Origin of the sequence: Sphingopyxis sp., assembly GCF_034380315.1 — a bacterium.
GTDB lineage: Bacteria > Pseudomonadota > Alphaproteobacteria > Sphingomonadales > Sphingomonadaceae > Sphingopyxis.
Map to the genome: position 1 here is coordinate 114848 of NZ_JAXMPB010000003.1, position 16126 is coordinate 130973.

Annotated in this window: 16 protein-coding genes and 1 riboswitch; of the genes, 13 read left to right on the forward strand and 3 right to left on the reverse strand. The window is 67.7% G+C overall.

Going from position 1 to position 16126, the window contains the following annotated elements:
- A complete protein-coding gene (aguB, locus tag U0S50_RS06570; RefSeq protein ID WP_322307968.1) occupies window positions 1–852 on the forward strand; it encodes an N-carbamoylputrescine amidase in 852 nt (283 codons plus the stop codon).
- Window positions 853–881: 29 nt separating this feature from the next.
- Window positions 882–1529: an FABP family protein gene (locus U0S50_RS06575; protein ID WP_322307969.1), complete on the forward strand. Its 648-nt coding sequence runs from the start codon at window positions 882–884 to the stop codon at window positions 1527–1529.
- A gap of 24 nt (window positions 1530–1553) precedes the next feature.
- On the opposite strand, the gene U0S50_RS06580 is transcribed toward U0S50_RS06575, so the two are convergent.
- The gene (locus tag U0S50_RS06580) at window positions 1554–2225 is read right to left on the reverse strand and encodes a PilZ domain-containing protein (RefSeq protein ID WP_322307970.1); all 672 of its coding nucleotides are present in this window, start codon (window positions 2223–2225) and stop codon (window positions 1554–1556) included.
- Window positions 2226–2487: 262 nt separating this feature from the next.
- Here U0S50_RS06580 and cobO point away from each other — a divergent pair, with 262 nt between their 5' ends.
- The 11 genes from cobO (at window position 2488) to cobU (ending at window position 12625) form a co-directional block, all read left to right on the forward strand.
- The gene (gene cobO, locus U0S50_RS06585; protein WP_322307971.1) at window positions 2488–3096 is read left to right on the forward strand and encodes a cob(I)yrinic acid a,c-diamide adenosyltransferase; all 609 of its coding nucleotides are present in this window, start codon (window positions 2488–2490) and stop codon (window positions 3094–3096) included.
- A gap of 59 nt (window positions 3097–3155) precedes the next feature.
- Window positions 3156–3343: riboswitch (cobalamin riboswitch) on the forward strand.
- 142 nt (window positions 3344–3485) lie between these two features.
- Window positions 3486–5450, forward strand: a complete 1965-nt coding sequence (locus U0S50_RS06590) for a TonB-dependent receptor plug domain-containing protein (RefSeq protein WP_322307972.1) — start codon at window positions 3486–3488, stop codon at window positions 5448–5450.
- Window positions 5450–5998 (forward strand): hypothetical protein, encoded by a 549-nt coding sequence (locus tag U0S50_RS06595; protein ID WP_322307973.1) that lies wholly within the window; start codon window positions 5450–5452, stop codon window positions 5996–5998. Before U0S50_RS06590 ends, U0S50_RS06595 begins: the two co-directional genes overlap by 1 nt.
- Window position 5999: 1 nt before the next feature.
- Window positions 6000–6407 carry a DUF1636 domain-containing protein gene (locus U0S50_RS06600; protein WP_322307974.1) on the forward strand — a complete coding sequence of 136 codons (408 nt, stop codon included), beginning with the start codon at window positions 6000–6002 and terminating at the stop codon, window positions 6405–6407.
- Window positions 6404–7420: a nicotinate-nucleotide--dimethylbenzimidazole phosphoribosyltransferase gene (gene cobT, locus U0S50_RS06605; protein WP_322307975.1), complete on the forward strand. Its 1017-nt coding sequence runs from the start codon at window positions 6404–6406 to the stop codon at window positions 7418–7420. Before U0S50_RS06600 ends, cobT begins: the two co-directional genes overlap by 4 nt.
- Window positions 7417–7986, forward strand: a complete 570-nt coding sequence (locus U0S50_RS06610; protein WP_322307976.1) for a histidine phosphatase family protein — start codon at window positions 7417–7419, stop codon at window positions 7984–7986. The genes cobT and U0S50_RS06610 overlap by 4 nt, the downstream gene beginning before the upstream one ends.
- Window positions 7987–8010: 24 nt before the next feature.
- A complete protein-coding gene (locus U0S50_RS06615) occupies window positions 8011–8742 on the forward strand; it encodes an adenosylcobinamide-GDP ribazoletransferase (RefSeq protein WP_322307977.1) in 732 nt (243 codons plus the stop codon).
- Window positions 8739–9722, forward strand: coding sequence for an aminotransferase class I/II-fold pyridoxal phosphate-dependent enzyme (locus tag U0S50_RS06620; RefSeq protein WP_322307978.1), 984 nt, complete (start codon window positions 8739–8741; stop codon window positions 9720–9722). Before U0S50_RS06615 ends, U0S50_RS06620 begins: the two co-directional genes overlap by 4 nt.
- Complete coding sequence (gene cbiB / locus U0S50_RS06625; RefSeq protein ID WP_322307979.1) at window positions 9715–10656, forward strand: adenosylcobinamide-phosphate synthase CbiB; 942 nt, start codon at window positions 9715–9717, stop codon at window positions 10654–10656. The genes U0S50_RS06620 and cbiB overlap by 8 nt, the downstream gene beginning before the upstream one ends.
- Window positions 10641–12110, forward strand: coding sequence for a cobyric acid synthase (locus U0S50_RS06630; RefSeq protein WP_322307980.1), 1470 nt, complete (start codon window positions 10641–10643; stop codon window positions 12108–12110). The genes cbiB and U0S50_RS06630 overlap by 16 nt, the downstream gene beginning before the upstream one ends.
- Complete coding sequence (gene cobU / locus U0S50_RS06635) at window positions 12107–12625, forward strand: bifunctional adenosylcobinamide kinase/adenosylcobinamide-phosphate guanylyltransferase (RefSeq protein WP_322307981.1); 519 nt, start codon at window positions 12107–12109, stop codon at window positions 12623–12625. Before U0S50_RS06630 ends, cobU begins: the two co-directional genes overlap by 4 nt.
- Before the next feature lie 43 nt (window positions 12626–12668).
- On the opposite strand, the gene U0S50_RS06640 is transcribed toward cobU, so the two are convergent.
- Window positions 12669–12962 carry a hypothetical protein gene (locus U0S50_RS06640; protein WP_322307982.1) on the reverse strand — a complete coding sequence of 98 codons (294 nt, stop codon included), beginning with the start codon at window positions 12960–12962 and terminating at the stop codon, window positions 12669–12671.
- 42 nt (window positions 12963–13004) lie between these two features.
- Window positions 13005–16115, reverse strand: coding sequence for a bifunctional proline dehydrogenase/L-glutamate gamma-semialdehyde dehydrogenase PutA (gene putA, locus U0S50_RS06645; protein ID WP_322307983.1), 3111 nt, complete (start codon window positions 16113–16115; stop codon window positions 13005–13007).
- Window positions 16116–16126: the final 11 nt, after the last annotated feature.

The window sequence follows — 16126 nt, forward strand, 5'->3', positions numbered from 1 at the left end:
ATGACCCGTTCGATCACCGTCGCCGCATTGCAGCTTCCCCTGCCCGGCCCCGTCCAGCCGAATATCGAGGCCGTCAGCGCGCTCGTCGAGGACGCCGCCGCGAAGGGCGCGCAGATCATCCTGCCGCCCGAGCTGTTCGAAGGACCCTATTTCTGTCAGGTCGAAGAGGAGGCGCTGTTCGCCAATGCGCGGCCGACCGCCGAGCATCCGAGCGTGCTTGCGATGCAGGCACTTGCGGCGAAACTGAAGGTCGCGATCCCGACGAGCTTCTTCGAACGCGACGGCCATCATTATTACAACACGCTGGCGATGATCGGCCCCGATGGCAATGTGATGGGGACGTATCGCAAGAGCCATATTCCCGATGGCCCCGGCTATGAAGAGAAATATTATTTCCGGCCCGGCAACACCGGGTTCAAGGTGTGGGACGTTTTCGGCACCCGCATCGGCGTCGGGGTGTGCTGGGACCAATGGTATCCCGAATGCGCGCGCGCGATGGCGCTGATGGGCGCCGAGCTGCTGTTCTATCCGACCGCGATCGGCAGCGAACCCTATGACGCCGACCTCGACACCAGCCGCATGTGGCGCCGCGCGATGCAGGGCCATGCGGTGTCGAACTGTATGCCGGTGATCGCCGCCAACCGCATCGGGTCCGAAGGCGAGGCCAATTTCTATGGCCACAGCTTTATCAGCGACGAGTGGGGCGATTTGACCCAGGAGTTCGGCGCGGGCGAGACAGGCGTGCTGGTCGAAACGATCGACCTCGACCGTGCGGCCAGGCATCGCGCCGGGATGGGATTTTTCCGCGACCGGCGCCCGCAGCTTTACGGACGGCTGGCCGAGGATATCTGAAACGGCGCCTTGGGAGGGGAGCGACGACGATGGACCTGCCCGACGATATTTTCACCGAGCCCGAAGACGTCGATCCCGACACCCTCGCCAATCTTGGCCCGCTGCGCCGCCTGGCCGGTGTCTGGGAGGGGCAACGCGGGGTCGACATCAACCCCAAGGCCGACGGCCCCGAGACGCGCGAATATTATGAGCGGATCGAGATGCAGCCGATCGACCCGCAAGCGAACGGGCCCCAGCTGTTCTATGGGCTGCGCTATCATATCCATGTCAACACGCGCGAGGAGGCGATCAGCTTTCACGATCAGGTCGGATATTGGCTGTACGAACCCGCGACGGGCCTGATCCTGCAGACGCTGACGATCCCGCGCGGACAGACCGCGATCGCCGCGGGCCATGCCGAACCCGATGCCGGAAAATTGGTGGTGCGCGCCGAACGCGGCAGCAGCGAATATGGGATTTGTTCGACCCGGTTCCTGGACCAGGCCTTTCGCACCGACAGCTATGAACTGACGGTCGAATTTCACGACGATGGGTCGTGGAGCTATGTTTCGGATACGATATTGATGGTGAAGGGCCGCGACGAACCCTTTGTGCATCGCGATCGCAATCATCTGATCAAGGTCGCCAGTCCCGACCTCAATCCATGGTTGAAGATCACGCGCGATCAACGGTCCTGAAGGCGCCCCCCGCGCCTTCGTTGTTCAGGAACCGGCGAAGCGGCGAATGCTTTCCAGATCGGCACGGTCGAGCGGCTGGGTCAGCCAAAGGCCGCCGCGGGTCCCGCGCGACCAGCGCACGATCGCCTTGCGCCGGATATCCTTGCCAAGCACCAGCTCCAGTTCCTTGCCGACCTCCAGATGCCCGTCATGAATGAAACCGGCGCCGTTCTGCGAAAGGTCGACCAGTTCGATGCTGGTCGTCACGCGGTCGGTAACCGCCTGTGCCAGCGTATGCACCTCGAGCCGGGGCTGGCGATATCCCGTCGCCCGCTGTTCCGCCGCCAATTGCTTCAGCATATGGGCGACATCGACCTCGTCGTCGAAGGCGACACCGCAGCGGCCATCGTCCGACCAGACGACCTTCCCCGCCACGACAACCGTATCCGACAGCGCGATCTCCAGCCGTTCGCCCACGGCGATCGGAACATCGGCGGCGAGCATCATGCCGCGATTGGAAATATTGCGCACCCGCCACAATCCGGCATCGCCGTCGCGGACGACCTTTGCGATCCGCCATACAGTCCGATAACGGTCGCCTGCACGACGATCACTATCAACTTGCCCGTTCCCTGCCCCCGAAATTGAACTTCCGGGATCCGGTTCAGAACGGAAAGCATTATTCATAGCACCCTCCTGATACGAAATGGCGCCCATTACTGAAGGGTGACACCCCTTTCTCTTTCGACATAATGCTATAACTTGACCTATACATACCGCAATTTTATTCCCCGTTCAATTGGGCGTTTGCCATAGTTAAAATCGCATTGGCATGCCCATCGCCACCCCGATCAATCTGTCCCTAAAGTATGAATAAAATGCCCAATTTTCCTTATTTAACGGCGCCACAACGGTGACATTAAATGCTAAAATGGACATAATTGACCGATTGCACGGCCGAGCGCCGACAGGAGAGATGATGACCGAACGCACCGAAGCGCAGCATCGCGAGAAAATGAAGAAGGTTCAGGCCGCCCACGGCCGCAAGATCGCCACCAAGACGGTCGAAAAAGGACTGGTGATCGTTCACACCGGGCCGGGCAAGGGCAAGACGTCCGCCGCGCTGGGCATGGCGGTGCGCGCGATCGGCCACGGCATGAAGGTCGGCGTGATCCAGTTTGTGAAGGGCGCGATGGCGACCGGCGAAAAGAGCGTTTTCGATCGCTTTCCCGACCTGATCGAATTCAAGCCGATGGGCGAAGGCTTTACCTGGGACACCCAGAATCGCGAACGCGACATCGAGGTCGCCCGCGCCGCATGGGACGAGGTAAAGCGCATGATCGCCGATCCCGCCTATCGCATGGTCGTCGCCGACGAACTGAATATCGTGCTGCGATACGGATATCTGCCGGTCGAGGAGGTGCTGGAAGCGCTGGCAGCCAAGCCCGCGATGACCCATGTCGTCATCACCGGCCGCAACGCGCCGCAACCGCTGATCGATGCCGCCGACCTTGTCACCGAAATGACACTGGTGAAGCACCCGTTCCGCGAACAGAATGTAAAGGCGCAGCCCGGAATCGAATTCTGATCCCGCCGTGCGCAATTATATCGCAACGCAGCAATTGACCCCCGCCCCGAAAAGGGAGTAACGCCCGCCCCGCGACAGGTTCCCCCGGAAACGGGGGATGAAAAGGGAACGGGAAAAACCCGGCTGCCCCTGCAACTGTACGCGGCGAGCCACCGGCCAATTGCCATTGGGACTGATCGTCCTGAGAAGGCGGCCGGGCGGCGATGACCCGCAAGCCAGGAGACCTGCCCGTCGCCGTCGTCTTTCGCGCGGACAGGGTGTGCCGAGCGAACGGGGGTGAACCCGAATGGCGACACTATTGGCCGTGCCGACGCGCGGGCCGATGGCGTGCGCCCGCAATGGCACCGCCATCGACCGTGCGCCGGAACGGTCTTGTCGATGGGGTCATCATGCGTAAGAATATCGTTCCAGGTTCCGTTTCCCTTGCCGTCCTGTTGATCGCGGCACCCGCGCAGGCGGCCGAAGCCGGCGACGCCGCATTCGATGCCGGCGCCGATGCCGGCGAACATATCATCGTCACCGCGACCCGCGTGCAGTCCCCGGTCGAAAATGTTCCGGCGTCGATCACCGTCCTCGACAAGCAGGCGATCGACCGCGCGCAGGACATGGGCGTCACCGAATTGCTGCTGCGCACGCCCGGCGTCAGCTTTTCACGCAACGGCGGCTATGGCACCGCCACATCGCTGCGGATCCGCGGCGCTGAATCCGACCACACGGTCGTCGTCATCGACGGGGTGAAGGTCAACGATCCCTCGTCGGCGGGCGGTGGGTATAATTTCGCCAACCTGCTGACCGGCGACATCGACCAGATCGAAATCCTGCGCGGGCCGCAATCGATCCTGTGGGGCAGCCAGGCGATCGGCGGGGTCGTCCATATCGTGTCGGCAACCCCCGAAAAGCCGCTGGAGGGCAGCTTTGACCTGGAAGCCGGATCGCGGAGTACGGTCAATGCCCGCGCCGCCATCGGCGGACGCAGTGGGCCGCTGGCCTGGCGGATCGGCGCCCAGAATTTCGTGACCGACGGCGTGTCGGCGCTCGCCCCCGCCTTTGGCGGCAAGGAAAGCGACGGATATCGCAACCGCAGCCTGTCGGGACGTGCCGAACTGTCGCTGACCGACAATGTCAGCATCGACCTTCGCGCCCATTATTCGCGGACCCGCGTCGAGTTTGACGGGTTCAACGCCGACAGCGCCGATTATGGCCTGGGCCGCGAGTTCATCGGTTACGCCGGGGTGAATTTCGACCTGTTCGGCGGGCGGTTCAAGAACCGGATCGCTTATACGCACACCGACACCGACCGCGATCATTTCAACCCCGACCGCGCCCGCCTGCGCAGTTTCGAGGCCGAGGGCAGCAACCGCCGCTGGGAATATCAGGGCGATTTCACGGTCAGCGAACAGATCGTCGCGACGCTGGGCATCGAGAATGAACGGTCCGATTTCAAGAGCCGCTCGCCGTCCGCGTCGCCGTCGACCCCGCTGCCCGCCTTTGCCGTGGGCAAGGCGGAGATCAACAGCGCCTATGGCCTGCTGAAGCTTGAACCGGTCGATGGCGTCACCCTGACCGGCGGCGTGCGTTATGACGATCACGACCGTTACGGCGCCCGGACGCTGTTCTCGGCCGGCGGGCTGTGGCGTCTGTCGACCGGCACCACCCTGCGCGCCAGCTATGGCGAAGGGTTCAAGGCGCCGACGCTGTATCAACTGTACAGCGAATATGGGAATGACGCGCTGGCCCCCGAAAAGGCCCATGGCTGGGAAGCCGGGATCGAACAGAGCCTGTTCGGAAACGCGCTGACCGTCGGGGCGACCTGGTTCGACCGCACGACGACGAACCAGATCGTCTATAATGGCTGTGTCCCCGGCACGACCAACCCCTTGTGCTTCGTGCCCGGCGCCCCGGCGACGCCTCGCTTCGGATATTATCTGAACGTCGCGCGCAGCGAAACGCGCGGCATCGAAGCAGCAGCGGCGCTGTCGCTCGGCGGCCTGACCCTAGACGGCAATTACAGCTGGATCGTCGCCGAGGATCGTTCGGCGGGAACCGCCAATTTCGGAAACTGGCTGCCGCGCCGCCCGCGTCACGCGGCCAATGCGTCGGCAAGCTACAGCTTCGACTTTGGCCTGACGCTGGGCGCCGCCGTGCGCTGGTCGGGGAAAAGCTATGACAACGCCAGCAACGCGCGCCAGCTCGACGATTATACGCTGGTCGATCTGCGCGCCGAATATGCGCTGTCGGACAATGTCCGCCTGTTCGCCCGGGCCGAAAACCTGTTCGACGAGCAATATATGACGGCCTATCGCTATGGCTCGCCGGGCCGCAGCCTTTATGCCGGCATTCGAGGGCGCTTCTGATGTTCGCGCCCCGGACCGAAGGCGGGACCGCCGCGCTGTGGGTGTCGCTGTTCATCGCATCGAGCACCGCAACGACCATCGCGCTGGCATGCGCGACGCCCTTTTCCTCGCTCGCGGCACTCGCGGCGGTCCATATGCGGCCGCGCGAGGGCTTTGCCCTGATGGGGTTGAGCTGGGCCTTTTCCCAACTGGTCGGCTTTGCGCTCCATGATTATCCGCGCGGCCCCGAAACGATCGGCTGGGCGGCATGCCTCGCAACCGCGGCGATCGCCTCGCTATGGGGCGCGCAGGCGGCGCTGCGCCGGATGGGCCCTGCCTCGACCGGGTGGCGACTGGGGGTCGGCTATGCCGCCGCCTTCGTCGCGTTCAAGCTGGTGGTGGTCGGATGGGCGCTGTTTCTGGGCAGCCTCGACAGCGTGATCGACCCCGCCATTCTGGCGCGGCAGTTCGCGCGGAACGGCGCGATACTGATCGGCCTGTACCTGTTGTACCGCCTGCTCGTCGCCGCGGGGGTTCCCGCCCTGCGGCGCCCGCTGGCCACGGCATGACATGCTGACGCGGGTTGATCCCGGCCCGGCGGTGGTGGTGTGCAACAGTTGCCGCCGCCACCCCGACGCCCGCACCGGCCCCGACGGCCTGACCGGCGGTCAGACGCTCGCCGGGGCTTTGCGCGAGGCGCGCGCCGAGCAGCCCGCCTATGCCGCCATCGCGGTACAGGAGATGCCGTGCCTGTTCGCCTGCGCCGATCATTGCACGGTCCACCTGCGCGCACCGGACAAGATCGGATATGTCCTCGGCCGCTTTGCGCCCGACAAGGCATCGGCGCACGCCATCCTCGATTATGCCGTGCATTATGCCGAAAGCCCCGATGGCCGCGTGCCCTATTCCGCATGGCCGGAGGGGGTGAAGGGCCATTTCATCGTGCGGGTGCCGCCACCGGGATTCGTCGCCGAATGAACCATTTCCCCTCCCCCGCCGCCTTTGAGGCCGCGCTGGCCGCGCTGCCGCCCGCTTCCACCGCCGCGCGCGCCGCCGCCGAAGCGCGCCAGTCGCGCCTGACCAAACCCGCCGGGTCGCTGGGGCGGCTGGAAGATATCGCGATCTTCCTCGCCGGTTGGCAACAGCGCGAACGGCCGAAGATCGAGCGCGCCCGCGCAATCGTCTTTGCCGGAAACCATGGCGTCGTCGCCCGCGGGGTCAGCGCCTTTCCCCCCGGCGTGACGGCGCAGATGGTCGCCAATTTCGAGGCGGGCGGCGCGGCGATCAACGCGCTGTGCCTTGCCGCCGGAATCGACCTCAAGGTCGTGGCGATCGATCTCGACCGCCCCACCGCCGATTTCGCCGAAGCCCCCGCGATGAGCGAAGCCGAATGCCTGGCAGCGCTGAACGCGGGCGCCGCCGCCGTCGAGGCCGATCTGGACCTGCTCATTCTAGGCGAGATGGGCATCGGCAATTCGACCGCCGCCGCCGCGCTTTGCGCGCGCAGCCTTGGCGGCGACGGCGCCCTGTGGGTCGGCCCCGGCACCGGGGTCGATGCCGAAGGCATTGCCCGCAAGCGCGAGGCCGTCGATCGCGCGCTGGACCTGCATCGCGGCGCCCCTGCCACCCCCTTCGACACGTTGCGCCGGGTCGGCGGACGCGAGATCGCCGCCATCGCGGGAGCCGTGCTGCGCGCCCGGCAGGCCGCCATTCCCGTCGTTCTCGACGGCTTTATCTGCTGTTCGGCCGTCGCGCCGCTCCACGCGGCCCAGCCCGGCATCGTCGCGCACTGCCTGGCGGGCCATTGTTCGGCCGAACCCGGTCATGCCCGTTTGCTGGAGCAACTGGGGCTTGACCCACTGTTGGCACTGGACATGCGGCTGGGCGAGGCGAGCGGCGCCGCGGTCGCGGCCATGGTGATCCGCGCCGCCGTTGCCGCCCACGACCGCATGGCGACATTCGACGAAGCATCGGTGTCGGCCGGATTGTGACGGGTTACGCGCTCCATCTGCTGCGCCACGGCGCACCCGAACAGACGGGGTTGCTGATGGGACGAACCGATTGCGCGCCCACCCCGACGGGGATCGCGGCCTGTGTCGCCAAGGCAAGCGGGCTGAACGTCGCGCACCTTTACGCATCGAACCTGGCGCGGTGCCGCCAGGCCGGCGAAGCGATCGGCACCGCCATGAACCTGCCGGTCACGATCGACCCGCGCTGGCGCGAGCTGGACTTCGGCGACTGGGACGGCCGGGCGGGCGCCGAGATCGATTCGGACGCGCTGGCCCGTTTCTGGGCCGACCCCGACGCGCACCCGCCGCCGCACGGCGAACGCTGGTCGGCGCTGGCCGCGCGCGTCGGCGCGGCGCTGGACGACCTGCCCCCGCGTCCGACGCTGATCGTCACCCACGGCGGAGCCATTCGGGCCGCGCTGCACCGGCTGTGCGGTTTCGACCGCCGCCAGCTATGGTCGTTCGACCTGCCCTATGGCGTTCTCGTCTCGTTGTCCGTTTGGCCCGGACCGCGCCCGAACGCCCAGATCGCGAGCATCCAGCCATGACCACACGAGCATGACGGAGCGGCCGTGAAGGGACTGATCATCGCCATCCAGTTTCTGACCCGCCTGCCGACCCCGCGCGTCGACGCGACGGGGGCGCAGTTCGCGGCGTCGATGCGCTGGTTCCCCGCCGTCGGCCTGATCGTCGGGGCGATCGTCGCGGGCGGTGGATGGGCCGGGGCGCGGATCGACCCGTGGACGGGGGCGCTCGCCGCGCTGTTGCTGTGGGTCGGCATCACGGGCGCGCTTCACCTCGACGGGCTGGGCGACGTCGCCGACGCAGGCGGCGCGGCCCACAAGCTGAAGGCCGATCCCGAACGGCTGCGCGCCGTGCTCGCCGATCCGCATGTCGGAAGCTTTGGCGTGACGGCCATCGCTCTGCAAATCGCAGCGAAGCTGGTGCTGCTCCACGCGCTGATCGCCGCGCAGGCCTATGCGGTCATCGCGCTGTGCGCCTTTGCCGCGCGGATCGGCCCGCTGTTCTGGTCGCGCTGGCTGCCCGACCTGCACGCGGGGCTCGGCGCGCGGTTCCGCGGTGCGGTGCGCCCCGTGGACCTTGGCCTTTGGGGCCTTGCCCTTGCCGGGGCGGCGGCCTTTGCCTCCCCCTCGCTTGTCCTGCTGCCCCTGATCCTGCTGGGGTGGAGCCGCTGGCTGCGCCGCACCCTGGGCGGAATATCGGGCGACGGCCACGGCGCAGGCATCGAGATATGCGAAAGCCTGTTGCTGTTATTCGCCTTGCTGTGGATCCACATCGCGTGACGGCGGACTGGACCTGGCATGGCGGCGCCCTCGACGCGGCGAAGCGGCGCTTCGGCCAGCGCGACGCCGACTGGATCGACCTGTCGACGGGGATCAACCCCGCCGCCTGGCCGGGGGCGGACGATGTGGCGATCGACTGGCGGCGACTGCCCGAAAGCGGCGCGATCGCGGCACTCGAAGCCGCGGCAGCCGATGTTTTTGGCGTCGATGCGCAGCGGGTCTGCGCGGTGCCAGGGACCGAAATCGGCCTGCGCCTGGTGGGCCGGATGATCGGGGATGCGCCGGGTGGCGGCGCGCATCACATGATCCCCTGTTACCGCACCCATGGCGAGATGATGCCGCACAGCATCGCGGTGCCGCGCGACGAGGCGGCGGCGACCGAAGGCAGCCTGCTGCTCGCCAACCCCACCAATCCCGACGGCCATGTGACGACGGCGGACGAGATGCGCCGGCTGGGTGCGCGCGACGGTTGGCTGATGATCGACGAGGCCTTTGCCGATACCGATCCGGCGATCAGCATGGCGCCCCAAGTGGCCGACGACCGGCGGCTGATCGTCTTTCGCTCGTTCGGGAAATTCTTTGGTCTCGCGGGGGTGCGCCTGGGCTTTGTGATCGCGCCCGGCGCCATTCTGGACGGCTTGCGCGCGATGCTCGGCGCCTGGCCGGTATCGAGCGGCGCAATCGCCATCGGCACCGCCGCCTATCGCGACAGCGGCTGGATCGCCGCGATGCGTGCCGCGTTGCCGCGCGAGGCCGCCGGGCTCGACGCGCTGCTCGCCCGGCACGGCCATGTCGCCATCGGCCGGTGCCCGCTGTTCCGCCTGATCGAGACCCCGCACGCCGCGGCGCTGTTCGACCGGCTGGCGCATTCCGCGATCCTGACGCGCCCCTTTGCCGAGCGGCCCGACTGGCTGCGCATCGGCCTGCCCGCCGATGCGGCGGCGGCGGCGCGGCTCGATGCGGCGCTGGCCGATGGCTGAGCCGCTGGCGCTGACCGCACTGGCGCTGGACGCCGCGCTCGGCTGGCCGACGGCGTTCTATCGCCGGATCGGCCACCCCGTCGGCCTGTTCGCCCGCGTCATCACGGCCTGCGAGCGGCGCTGGAACCGCCCCGACCGCAGCGCCCGCACCCGCCGCCTGCTGGGCATCGTCACGCTGGCGCTGCTGATCCTCGGCACCGGGGGCGCGGCCCTTGCCGCGGAGCGCAGCCTTTTGGCCTCGTTCGGGGCGGTCGGATGGCTGGCGGTCGCCCTGCTCGCCTGGCCCGCATTGGCCCAGCGCAGCCTGTACGATCATGTCGAGGCAGTCGCGCGGCCCTTGATCGCGGGCGACATCGCAACCGCACGCGGCGCGGTCGGCGCGATCGTCGGGCGCGATACCGCCACACTCGACGAGAGCGGCATCGCCCGCGCCGCAATCGAAAGCCTTGCCGAAAGCTTTTGCGACGGCGTTGCCGCGCCGCTGTTCTGGCTGTTGATCGGCGGGCTGCCGGGCGTCTGGATATATAAGGCGGTCAACACCGCCGACAGCCTGATCGGCCACCGCGAACCGCGATGGCGTGCCTTTGGCTGGGCGGCGGCGCGGGTCGACGATGCGATGAACCTGATACCGGCGCGGCTGTGCGCGGTGCTGATCGCCATCGCCGGGCACGGCGGGTGGCGGGTGATGATGCGCGATGCCCGCCAGCACGCCTCCCCCAACGCCGGCTGGCCGGAGGCCGCGATGGCCGGGGCGCTGGACGTGCGGCTGGCCGGGCCGCTGTCCTATGACGGTGTTGCGATGGCCAAGCCGTGGATCGGCGGCGAAGGGCGCGACGCCCGACCCGGCGATATTCGCCGAGCACTTCGCCTCTATGGCCGCGCCTGTCTGCTGCTATGGCTGATCGCCGGAGGTGCCGTATGGCTGCTGCCCTGATGTTGCAGGGAACCGGGTCCGATGTCGGAAAGTCGGTGCTGGTCGCCGGGCTTTGCCGCGCCCTGTCGAACCGGGGGCTTTGCGTGCTGCCGTTCAAGCCGCAGAATATGTCGAACAACGCCGCCGTCACGATCGATGGCGGCGAGATCGGACGGGCCCAGGCGTTGCAGGCGCTTGCCTGCCGCGCCGAGGCGCACAGCGACATGAACCCGGTGCTGCTGAAACCGCAGGCCGACCGGACGTCGCAACTGATCGTGCACGGACAGGTGCGCGGCACGCTGGGCAGCGGCAATTTTCGCGCGGCGCGCGGCGCCTTGCTGGACGAGGTCATGGCAAGCTATCGCAGGTTGCGCAGCCGGTGCGACCTGGTGCTGGTCGAAGGCGCGGGATCGCCGGCAGAGATCAACCTGCGGGCGGGCGACATTGCGAACATGGGCTTTGCCCGCGCGGCGAATGTACCGGTGCTGTTGGTCGGCGACATCGACCGTGGCGGCGTGATCGCGGCGATCGTGGGCACGCAGGCGGTGATCGACCGCGACGATGCCGCGATGATCAAGGGCTTTCTGATCAACAAGTTCCGCGGCGACCCGGCGCTGTTCGACGACGGTTATCGCGCGATCGAGGAGCGTAGCGGATGGCGCGGCATGGGCGTCATTCCCTGGATCGCCGCCGCGAGGCGGCTGCCGAGCGAGGATGCCGTGATCCTGGAAAGGCCCGCCGACCCGCGCGAGGGACGGCGCATCGTCGCCTGTCCGATCCTGCCGCGCATTTCGAATTTCGACGATCTCGACCCGTTGAAGCACGAACCCGCGATCGAAGTGGTGATGGTGCCGCCGGGACAGCCGATCCCCGCCGAGGCGGCGGCGATCATCCTGCCGGGGTCGAAGGCGACGATCGCCGACCTTGGCGCCTTGCGCGCCGAAGGCTGGGACATCGACATCGCGGCCCATCATCGGCGCGGCGGAATGATCATCGGGCTGTGCGGCGGATATCAGATGCTGGGGCGGCGCATCGCCGATCCCGACGGGATCGAGGGCCGTCCGGCGACCGTCGACGGGCTGGGCCTGCTCGACGTCGAAACCCGGCTGGCGCCCCACAAGACGCTGCGGCGGGTGCACGGCACCGCACTGGGCGCCCCGGTCGAAGGATATGAAATGCATATGGGCGAAACCACCGGATCCGGCACGCAGCGCGGCTTTGCGATGCTGAACGATGGCCGCGCCGACGGGGCGGTCGATGCCCGCGGGCTGGTGATCGGTTCCTACCTTCATGGCCTGTTCGGATCGGCGGCGCTGCGCCAGGCGCTGCTTGCACGGATCGGGCTGGCCGGAAACGGGCGCGACCATGCCGCCGATGTCGACGCAGCGCTGGACGAGATTGCCGACGCGATGGAGCGCCATGTCGATATCGATGCGATGATCGCGCTGGCCCGTACCGCCGGACCCCCGGCATGAGCGGCCGCCGCCTGTTCGTGATCGGCGGGGCGCGGTCGGGCAAGAGCCGCCATGCGCAGGCCCGCGCCGAAGCCCTGCCGGGACCGCTGATCTTCGTCGCCACCGCCGAAGCGCACGACGACGAGATGCGCGATCGCATCGCCCACCACCGCGCCGATCGCGACCGGCGCTGGCGCACGGTCGAGGCGCCGCGCGACCTGCCCGCCGCGATCGCCGCGCTCGATGCGCCCGATGCCGTGCTGCTGGTCGATTGCCTGACGCTGTGGGTGTCGAACCTGATGCTGGACGACGCCGATATCGACGCGGCGACCGATGCGCTGTGCGGCGCGGTCGGCCGTTTTTCGGGACACATCATCCTGGTCGCCAACGAGGTCGGGCTGGGCATCGTTCCCGACAATGCGCTCGCCCGCCGGTTTCGCGACCTGGCGGGGCGCGTGAATCAGCGGACGGCAGCGATCGTCGACGAGGTGATATTGATCGCCGCCGGATTGCCGCTGACGCTGAAAGCCTCCTGATCGCGCGGCACGGGGCGCACCGGCCCCACCCCATGCCCGCCGATCAGGATGCCGACGACAGCAGAAAGGCGTCGTCCAGCGCGTCGCGATCGACGCCGCCGCATTCGGACGGAAACTTCCGGCCCAGCGTTTCGACCTGTTCGGCATTGGCGACCACGCGCGCCTTCAGCCGCTGCGCCAGCGAATAGCGCACGGGATGACCGCCGTTGATCTTTATCCATGTGTTCCAGCTGATCCCGATCCGCCGCATGATGTCGGCCTGGCCACCGACCAGCGGCGCGATGTCGTCGACGAGCGCCGGGTTGATCACACACATGCGCTGCTTTACCTCTTTCACTGTTACCTTTCCTCCTGTGGTGCCGGGGGGCGATGGGCGAACTCAGCCGACGGGTTCGTCGATTTCGAGCGCGAAGAGACTCGCGTTGCCGCCCGCCGAGGTCGTATCGATCGAAATGGAACGTTCTGTGACAAAACGCAGAAGATAATGTGGACCGCCGGCCTTGAACCCGGTGCCCGACAATCCTTCGCCGCCAAAGGGTTGCGACCCCACCACCGCGCCGATCATCGAGCGGTTGACATAAAGATTGCCGACCCGGGCCCGCGCCCGCACGGTTTCGAGCGCGGTGTCGAGGCGGCTGTGAAGCCCCATCGTCAGGCCATAGCCGCTGGCGCCGATCCGTTCGACCAGCCGGTCGAGGTCGCCCGCCTTCCAGCGCACGACATGCAGCACCGGCCCGAAAATTTCGTGCCGAAGCGCCTCCGGACCATCGAGCGCAATGACCGCCGGGCCGACGAAATGGCCGTCGAGACCGGCGGGAACGGGAAGCTGAACGACCAGCCGCTCGCGGTGCGCCGCGATATGCGCCTCGATCCGTCGCTGCGCCTCGGCGTCGATCACTGGGCCGACGTCGCTGGTCGCCCGCCCCGGATCGCCCAGCGTCAGTTCCTGCATCGCCCCCGTCAGCAGTTCCAGAACCTGGTCGGCGATATCATCCTGCAGACAGAGGAGACGCAGCGCCGAACAGCGTTGCCCCGCGCTTTGAAACGCCGAGGTGATGACATCGGCGACAACCTGTTCGGGCAGAGCGGTGGAATCGACAATCATCGCATTCAGCCCGCCCGTTTCGGCGATCAGCGGAACGAGCGGACGCCCTTCGTCATCGAGCAGGCTGCGGGCGATCTGGCGCGCGGCGGCGGTCGAACCGGTGAAGGCGACCCCCGCGACACGGCGGTCGGCGACCAATGCGCGGCCGACGTCGGGGCCGCCCGGCAGCAGGTGGAGAACATCGACCGGGACGCCCGCCGCATGGAACAGGCGCACCGCGGCCGCAGCAATCAGCGGGGTTTGCGGCGCAGGTTTTGCGACCACCGCATTGCCCGCGACCAGCGCCGCCGAAACCTGTCCCAGGAAAATGGCGAGCGGGAAATTCCACGGGCTGATGCAGGCAAAGACGCCGCGCGCCGCGAGCGTCAGTTCGTTGCGTTCCCCCGTCGGTCCGGGCAGGCTGTCGACGACGAACCGGCGCCGCGCCTGATCGGCATAATAACGGCAGAAATCGACGGCCTCGCGCACCTCGCCCACCGCGTCGGCGATCGATTTTCCGGCTTCGCGAACGACCAGCGCGTAATATTGTTCGCGCTGGTCTTCCAAGAGGTCGGCCATGCGATCGAGACAGGCGCCGCGTTCGGCGACGGCGCGCGCGGCCCAGCCGGGCGCCGCCGCCGCCGCGCCGGCCAGCGCCCGTTCGATATCGGATGCCGCCGCTTCGACAACCTGTCCGATCGCCGCCCCGGTGGCGGGATCGTGGACCGGGATCGCCTGTCCGGTCGCGGCGCGGCCGCCGACGATCGGCGCCGCGCGAGACATGTCCGCCGGGACGGCGCGCACGGCCGCCTCCGCCGCGTCGATCGATAGGCGGTCGTTCAAATCATAACCCTCCGAATTGCGGCGTTCTGCGCCGTAAAGATGCTGCGGCAGCGGGATCGCCGGATGCGGCGCGCCGCCAGTGCGCGAGATAAGATCGACCGGATCGACGATCAGCGCCTCGACGTCGCAATCGGCATCGCCGAACTGGTGGACGAAGCTGGTGTTGGCACCATTTTCGAGCAGCCGCCGGACCAGATAGGGCAAGAGGTCGCGGTAGCCGCCGACCGGGGCATAAACGCGAACGCGAAGCCCGCTGTTCGCCAGGGCCGCGCGATAGAGTGGTTCCCCCATGCCGTGCAGGCGCTGAAATTCGACGTCGCGACGGTCGCCGATCCATTCGAGCAACGTCGCGACCGTGACCGCATTGTGGGTGGCAAAGGCAGGGGCGATATGCCTCGCCGCCAGCATGAGGCGCGCGCAGGCGAGATAGCAGACGTCGGTTGCGTCCTTGCGGGTAAAGACCGGATAGCCGGGCACCCCCTGTTCCTGCGCATGTTTGATCTCGCTGTCCCAATAGGCGCCCTTGACCAGCCGCACCGCGATTTTTCGGGCCGTACGCGCCCCCAGCGCATCGACCCATTCGATCACCGCGGGCGCGCGCTTTTGATACGCCTGGACCGCCATTCCCAGGCCGTCCCATCCCGCAAGCGACGGCGCCGCGGCGATCCCGGCGATCAGGTCGAGCGACAGTTCAAGCCGGTCGGCCTCCTCGGCATCGATGGTGATGCCGATGCCCCCGGCCCGCGCCTGTTCGGCGAGCGCGACGACCGCCGGGACAAGCTCTGCCATCACCCGGCCGCGCTGCGCCTCTTCATAGCGGGGGTGCAGTGCCGACAATTTGATCGACACCGAATGGCGGTTCAGATGATCCTTGCCGACGCCGACAACCGACGCCGCCGCGATCGCCCCCTGATAGGCGCGGAAATAGCGGGCCGCATCGGCCGCCGTACGCGCCGCCTCTCCCAGCATGTCGAACGAGCAGACATAATGGTGGCGCGCCGCGCGCTTCAGCGCCTCTTGGGCGGTGCGGCCGAGCACGAATTGCCCGCCCATCACCTGCATCCCCGTCGCGACGGCGCGGCGGATCACCGGATCGCCGAGCCGGGCGGCGAACGTCCGCATCGCGCCCGCCCCCGGAGCCTGCAGGGCCCGGGCCAGCATCAACCCGCGCGTCGCGCCGTTGACGAGCGCCGCGTTCGATCGGCCGCGGTGGATCGCCCAATCGCCCGCGGCGAATTTGTCGGCGATCAGGCGGCTTGCGGTCGCCCGGTCGGGGACGCGCAAATAGGCCTCGGCCAGCGACAGCAGCGCGACGCCCTCTGCACTGCCCAGCGGATATTCCTGCATGAAGCGTTCGACGAGCCCGCCGCGATCCTGGCGCAGGCGCGGCAACAGGTCGCGCAACCGGGCATCGATCGCGGCGTGCTCGGCCGGGGTCCGGCGCGCCATCGGCAAAAGCGCAGCGATCACGGCCCGCTCATCGCCGTAATGCAGCGCGGCGCGCGCGGCATGATCCGGGCCGGCCTGCCCTGCCCCTTCGCCGCGATGAACTTTCGGATCCATTGACATAAATT

Excerpts from the sequence above, each read along its gene's own strand:
- aguB (WP_322307968.1), top strand. The coding sequence starts at position 1 with ATGACCCGTTCGATCACCGTCGCCGCATTGCAGCTTCCCCTGCCCGGC.
- U0S50_RS06575 (WP_322307969.1), top strand. The coding sequence starts at position 882 with ATGGACCTGCCCGACGATATTTTCACCGAGCCCGAAGACGTCGATCCC.
- U0S50_RS06580 (WP_322307970.1), bottom strand. The coding sequence starts at position 2,225 with ATGGGCGCCATTTCGTATCAGGAGGGTGCTATGAATAATGCTTTCCGT.
- cobO (WP_322307971.1), top strand. The coding sequence starts at position 2,488 with ATGACCGAACGCACCGAAGCGCAGCATCGCGAGAAAATGAAGAAGGTT.
- U0S50_RS06590 (WP_322307972.1), top strand. The coding sequence starts at position 3,486 with ATGCGTAAGAATATCGTTCCAGGTTCCGTTTCCCTTGCCGTCCTGTTG.
- U0S50_RS06595 (WP_322307973.1), top strand. The coding sequence starts at position 5,450 with ATGTTCGCGCCCCGGACCGAAGGCGGGACCGCCGCGCTGTGGGTGTCG.
- U0S50_RS06600 (WP_322307974.1), top strand. The coding sequence starts at position 6,000 with ATGCTGACGCGGGTTGATCCCGGCCCGGCGGTGGTGGTGTGCAACAGT.
- cobT (WP_322307975.1), top strand. The coding sequence starts at position 6,404 with ATGAACCATTTCCCCTCCCCCGCCGCCTTTGAGGCCGCGCTGGCCGCG.
- cbiB (WP_322307979.1), top strand. The coding sequence starts at position 9,715 with ATGGCTGAGCCGCTGGCGCTGACCGCACTGGCGCTGGACGCCGCGCTC.
- U0S50_RS06630 (WP_322307980.1), top strand. The coding sequence starts at position 10,641 with ATGGCTGCTGCCCTGATGTTGCAGGGAACCGGGTCCGATGTCGGAAAG.
- cobU (WP_322307981.1), top strand. The coding sequence starts at position 12,107 with ATGAGCGGCCGCCGCCTGTTCGTGATCGGCGGGGCGCGGTCGGGCAAG.
- putA (WP_322307983.1), bottom strand. The coding sequence starts at position 16,115 with ATGGATCCGAAAGTTCATCGCGGCGAAGGGGCAGGGCAGGCCGGCCCG.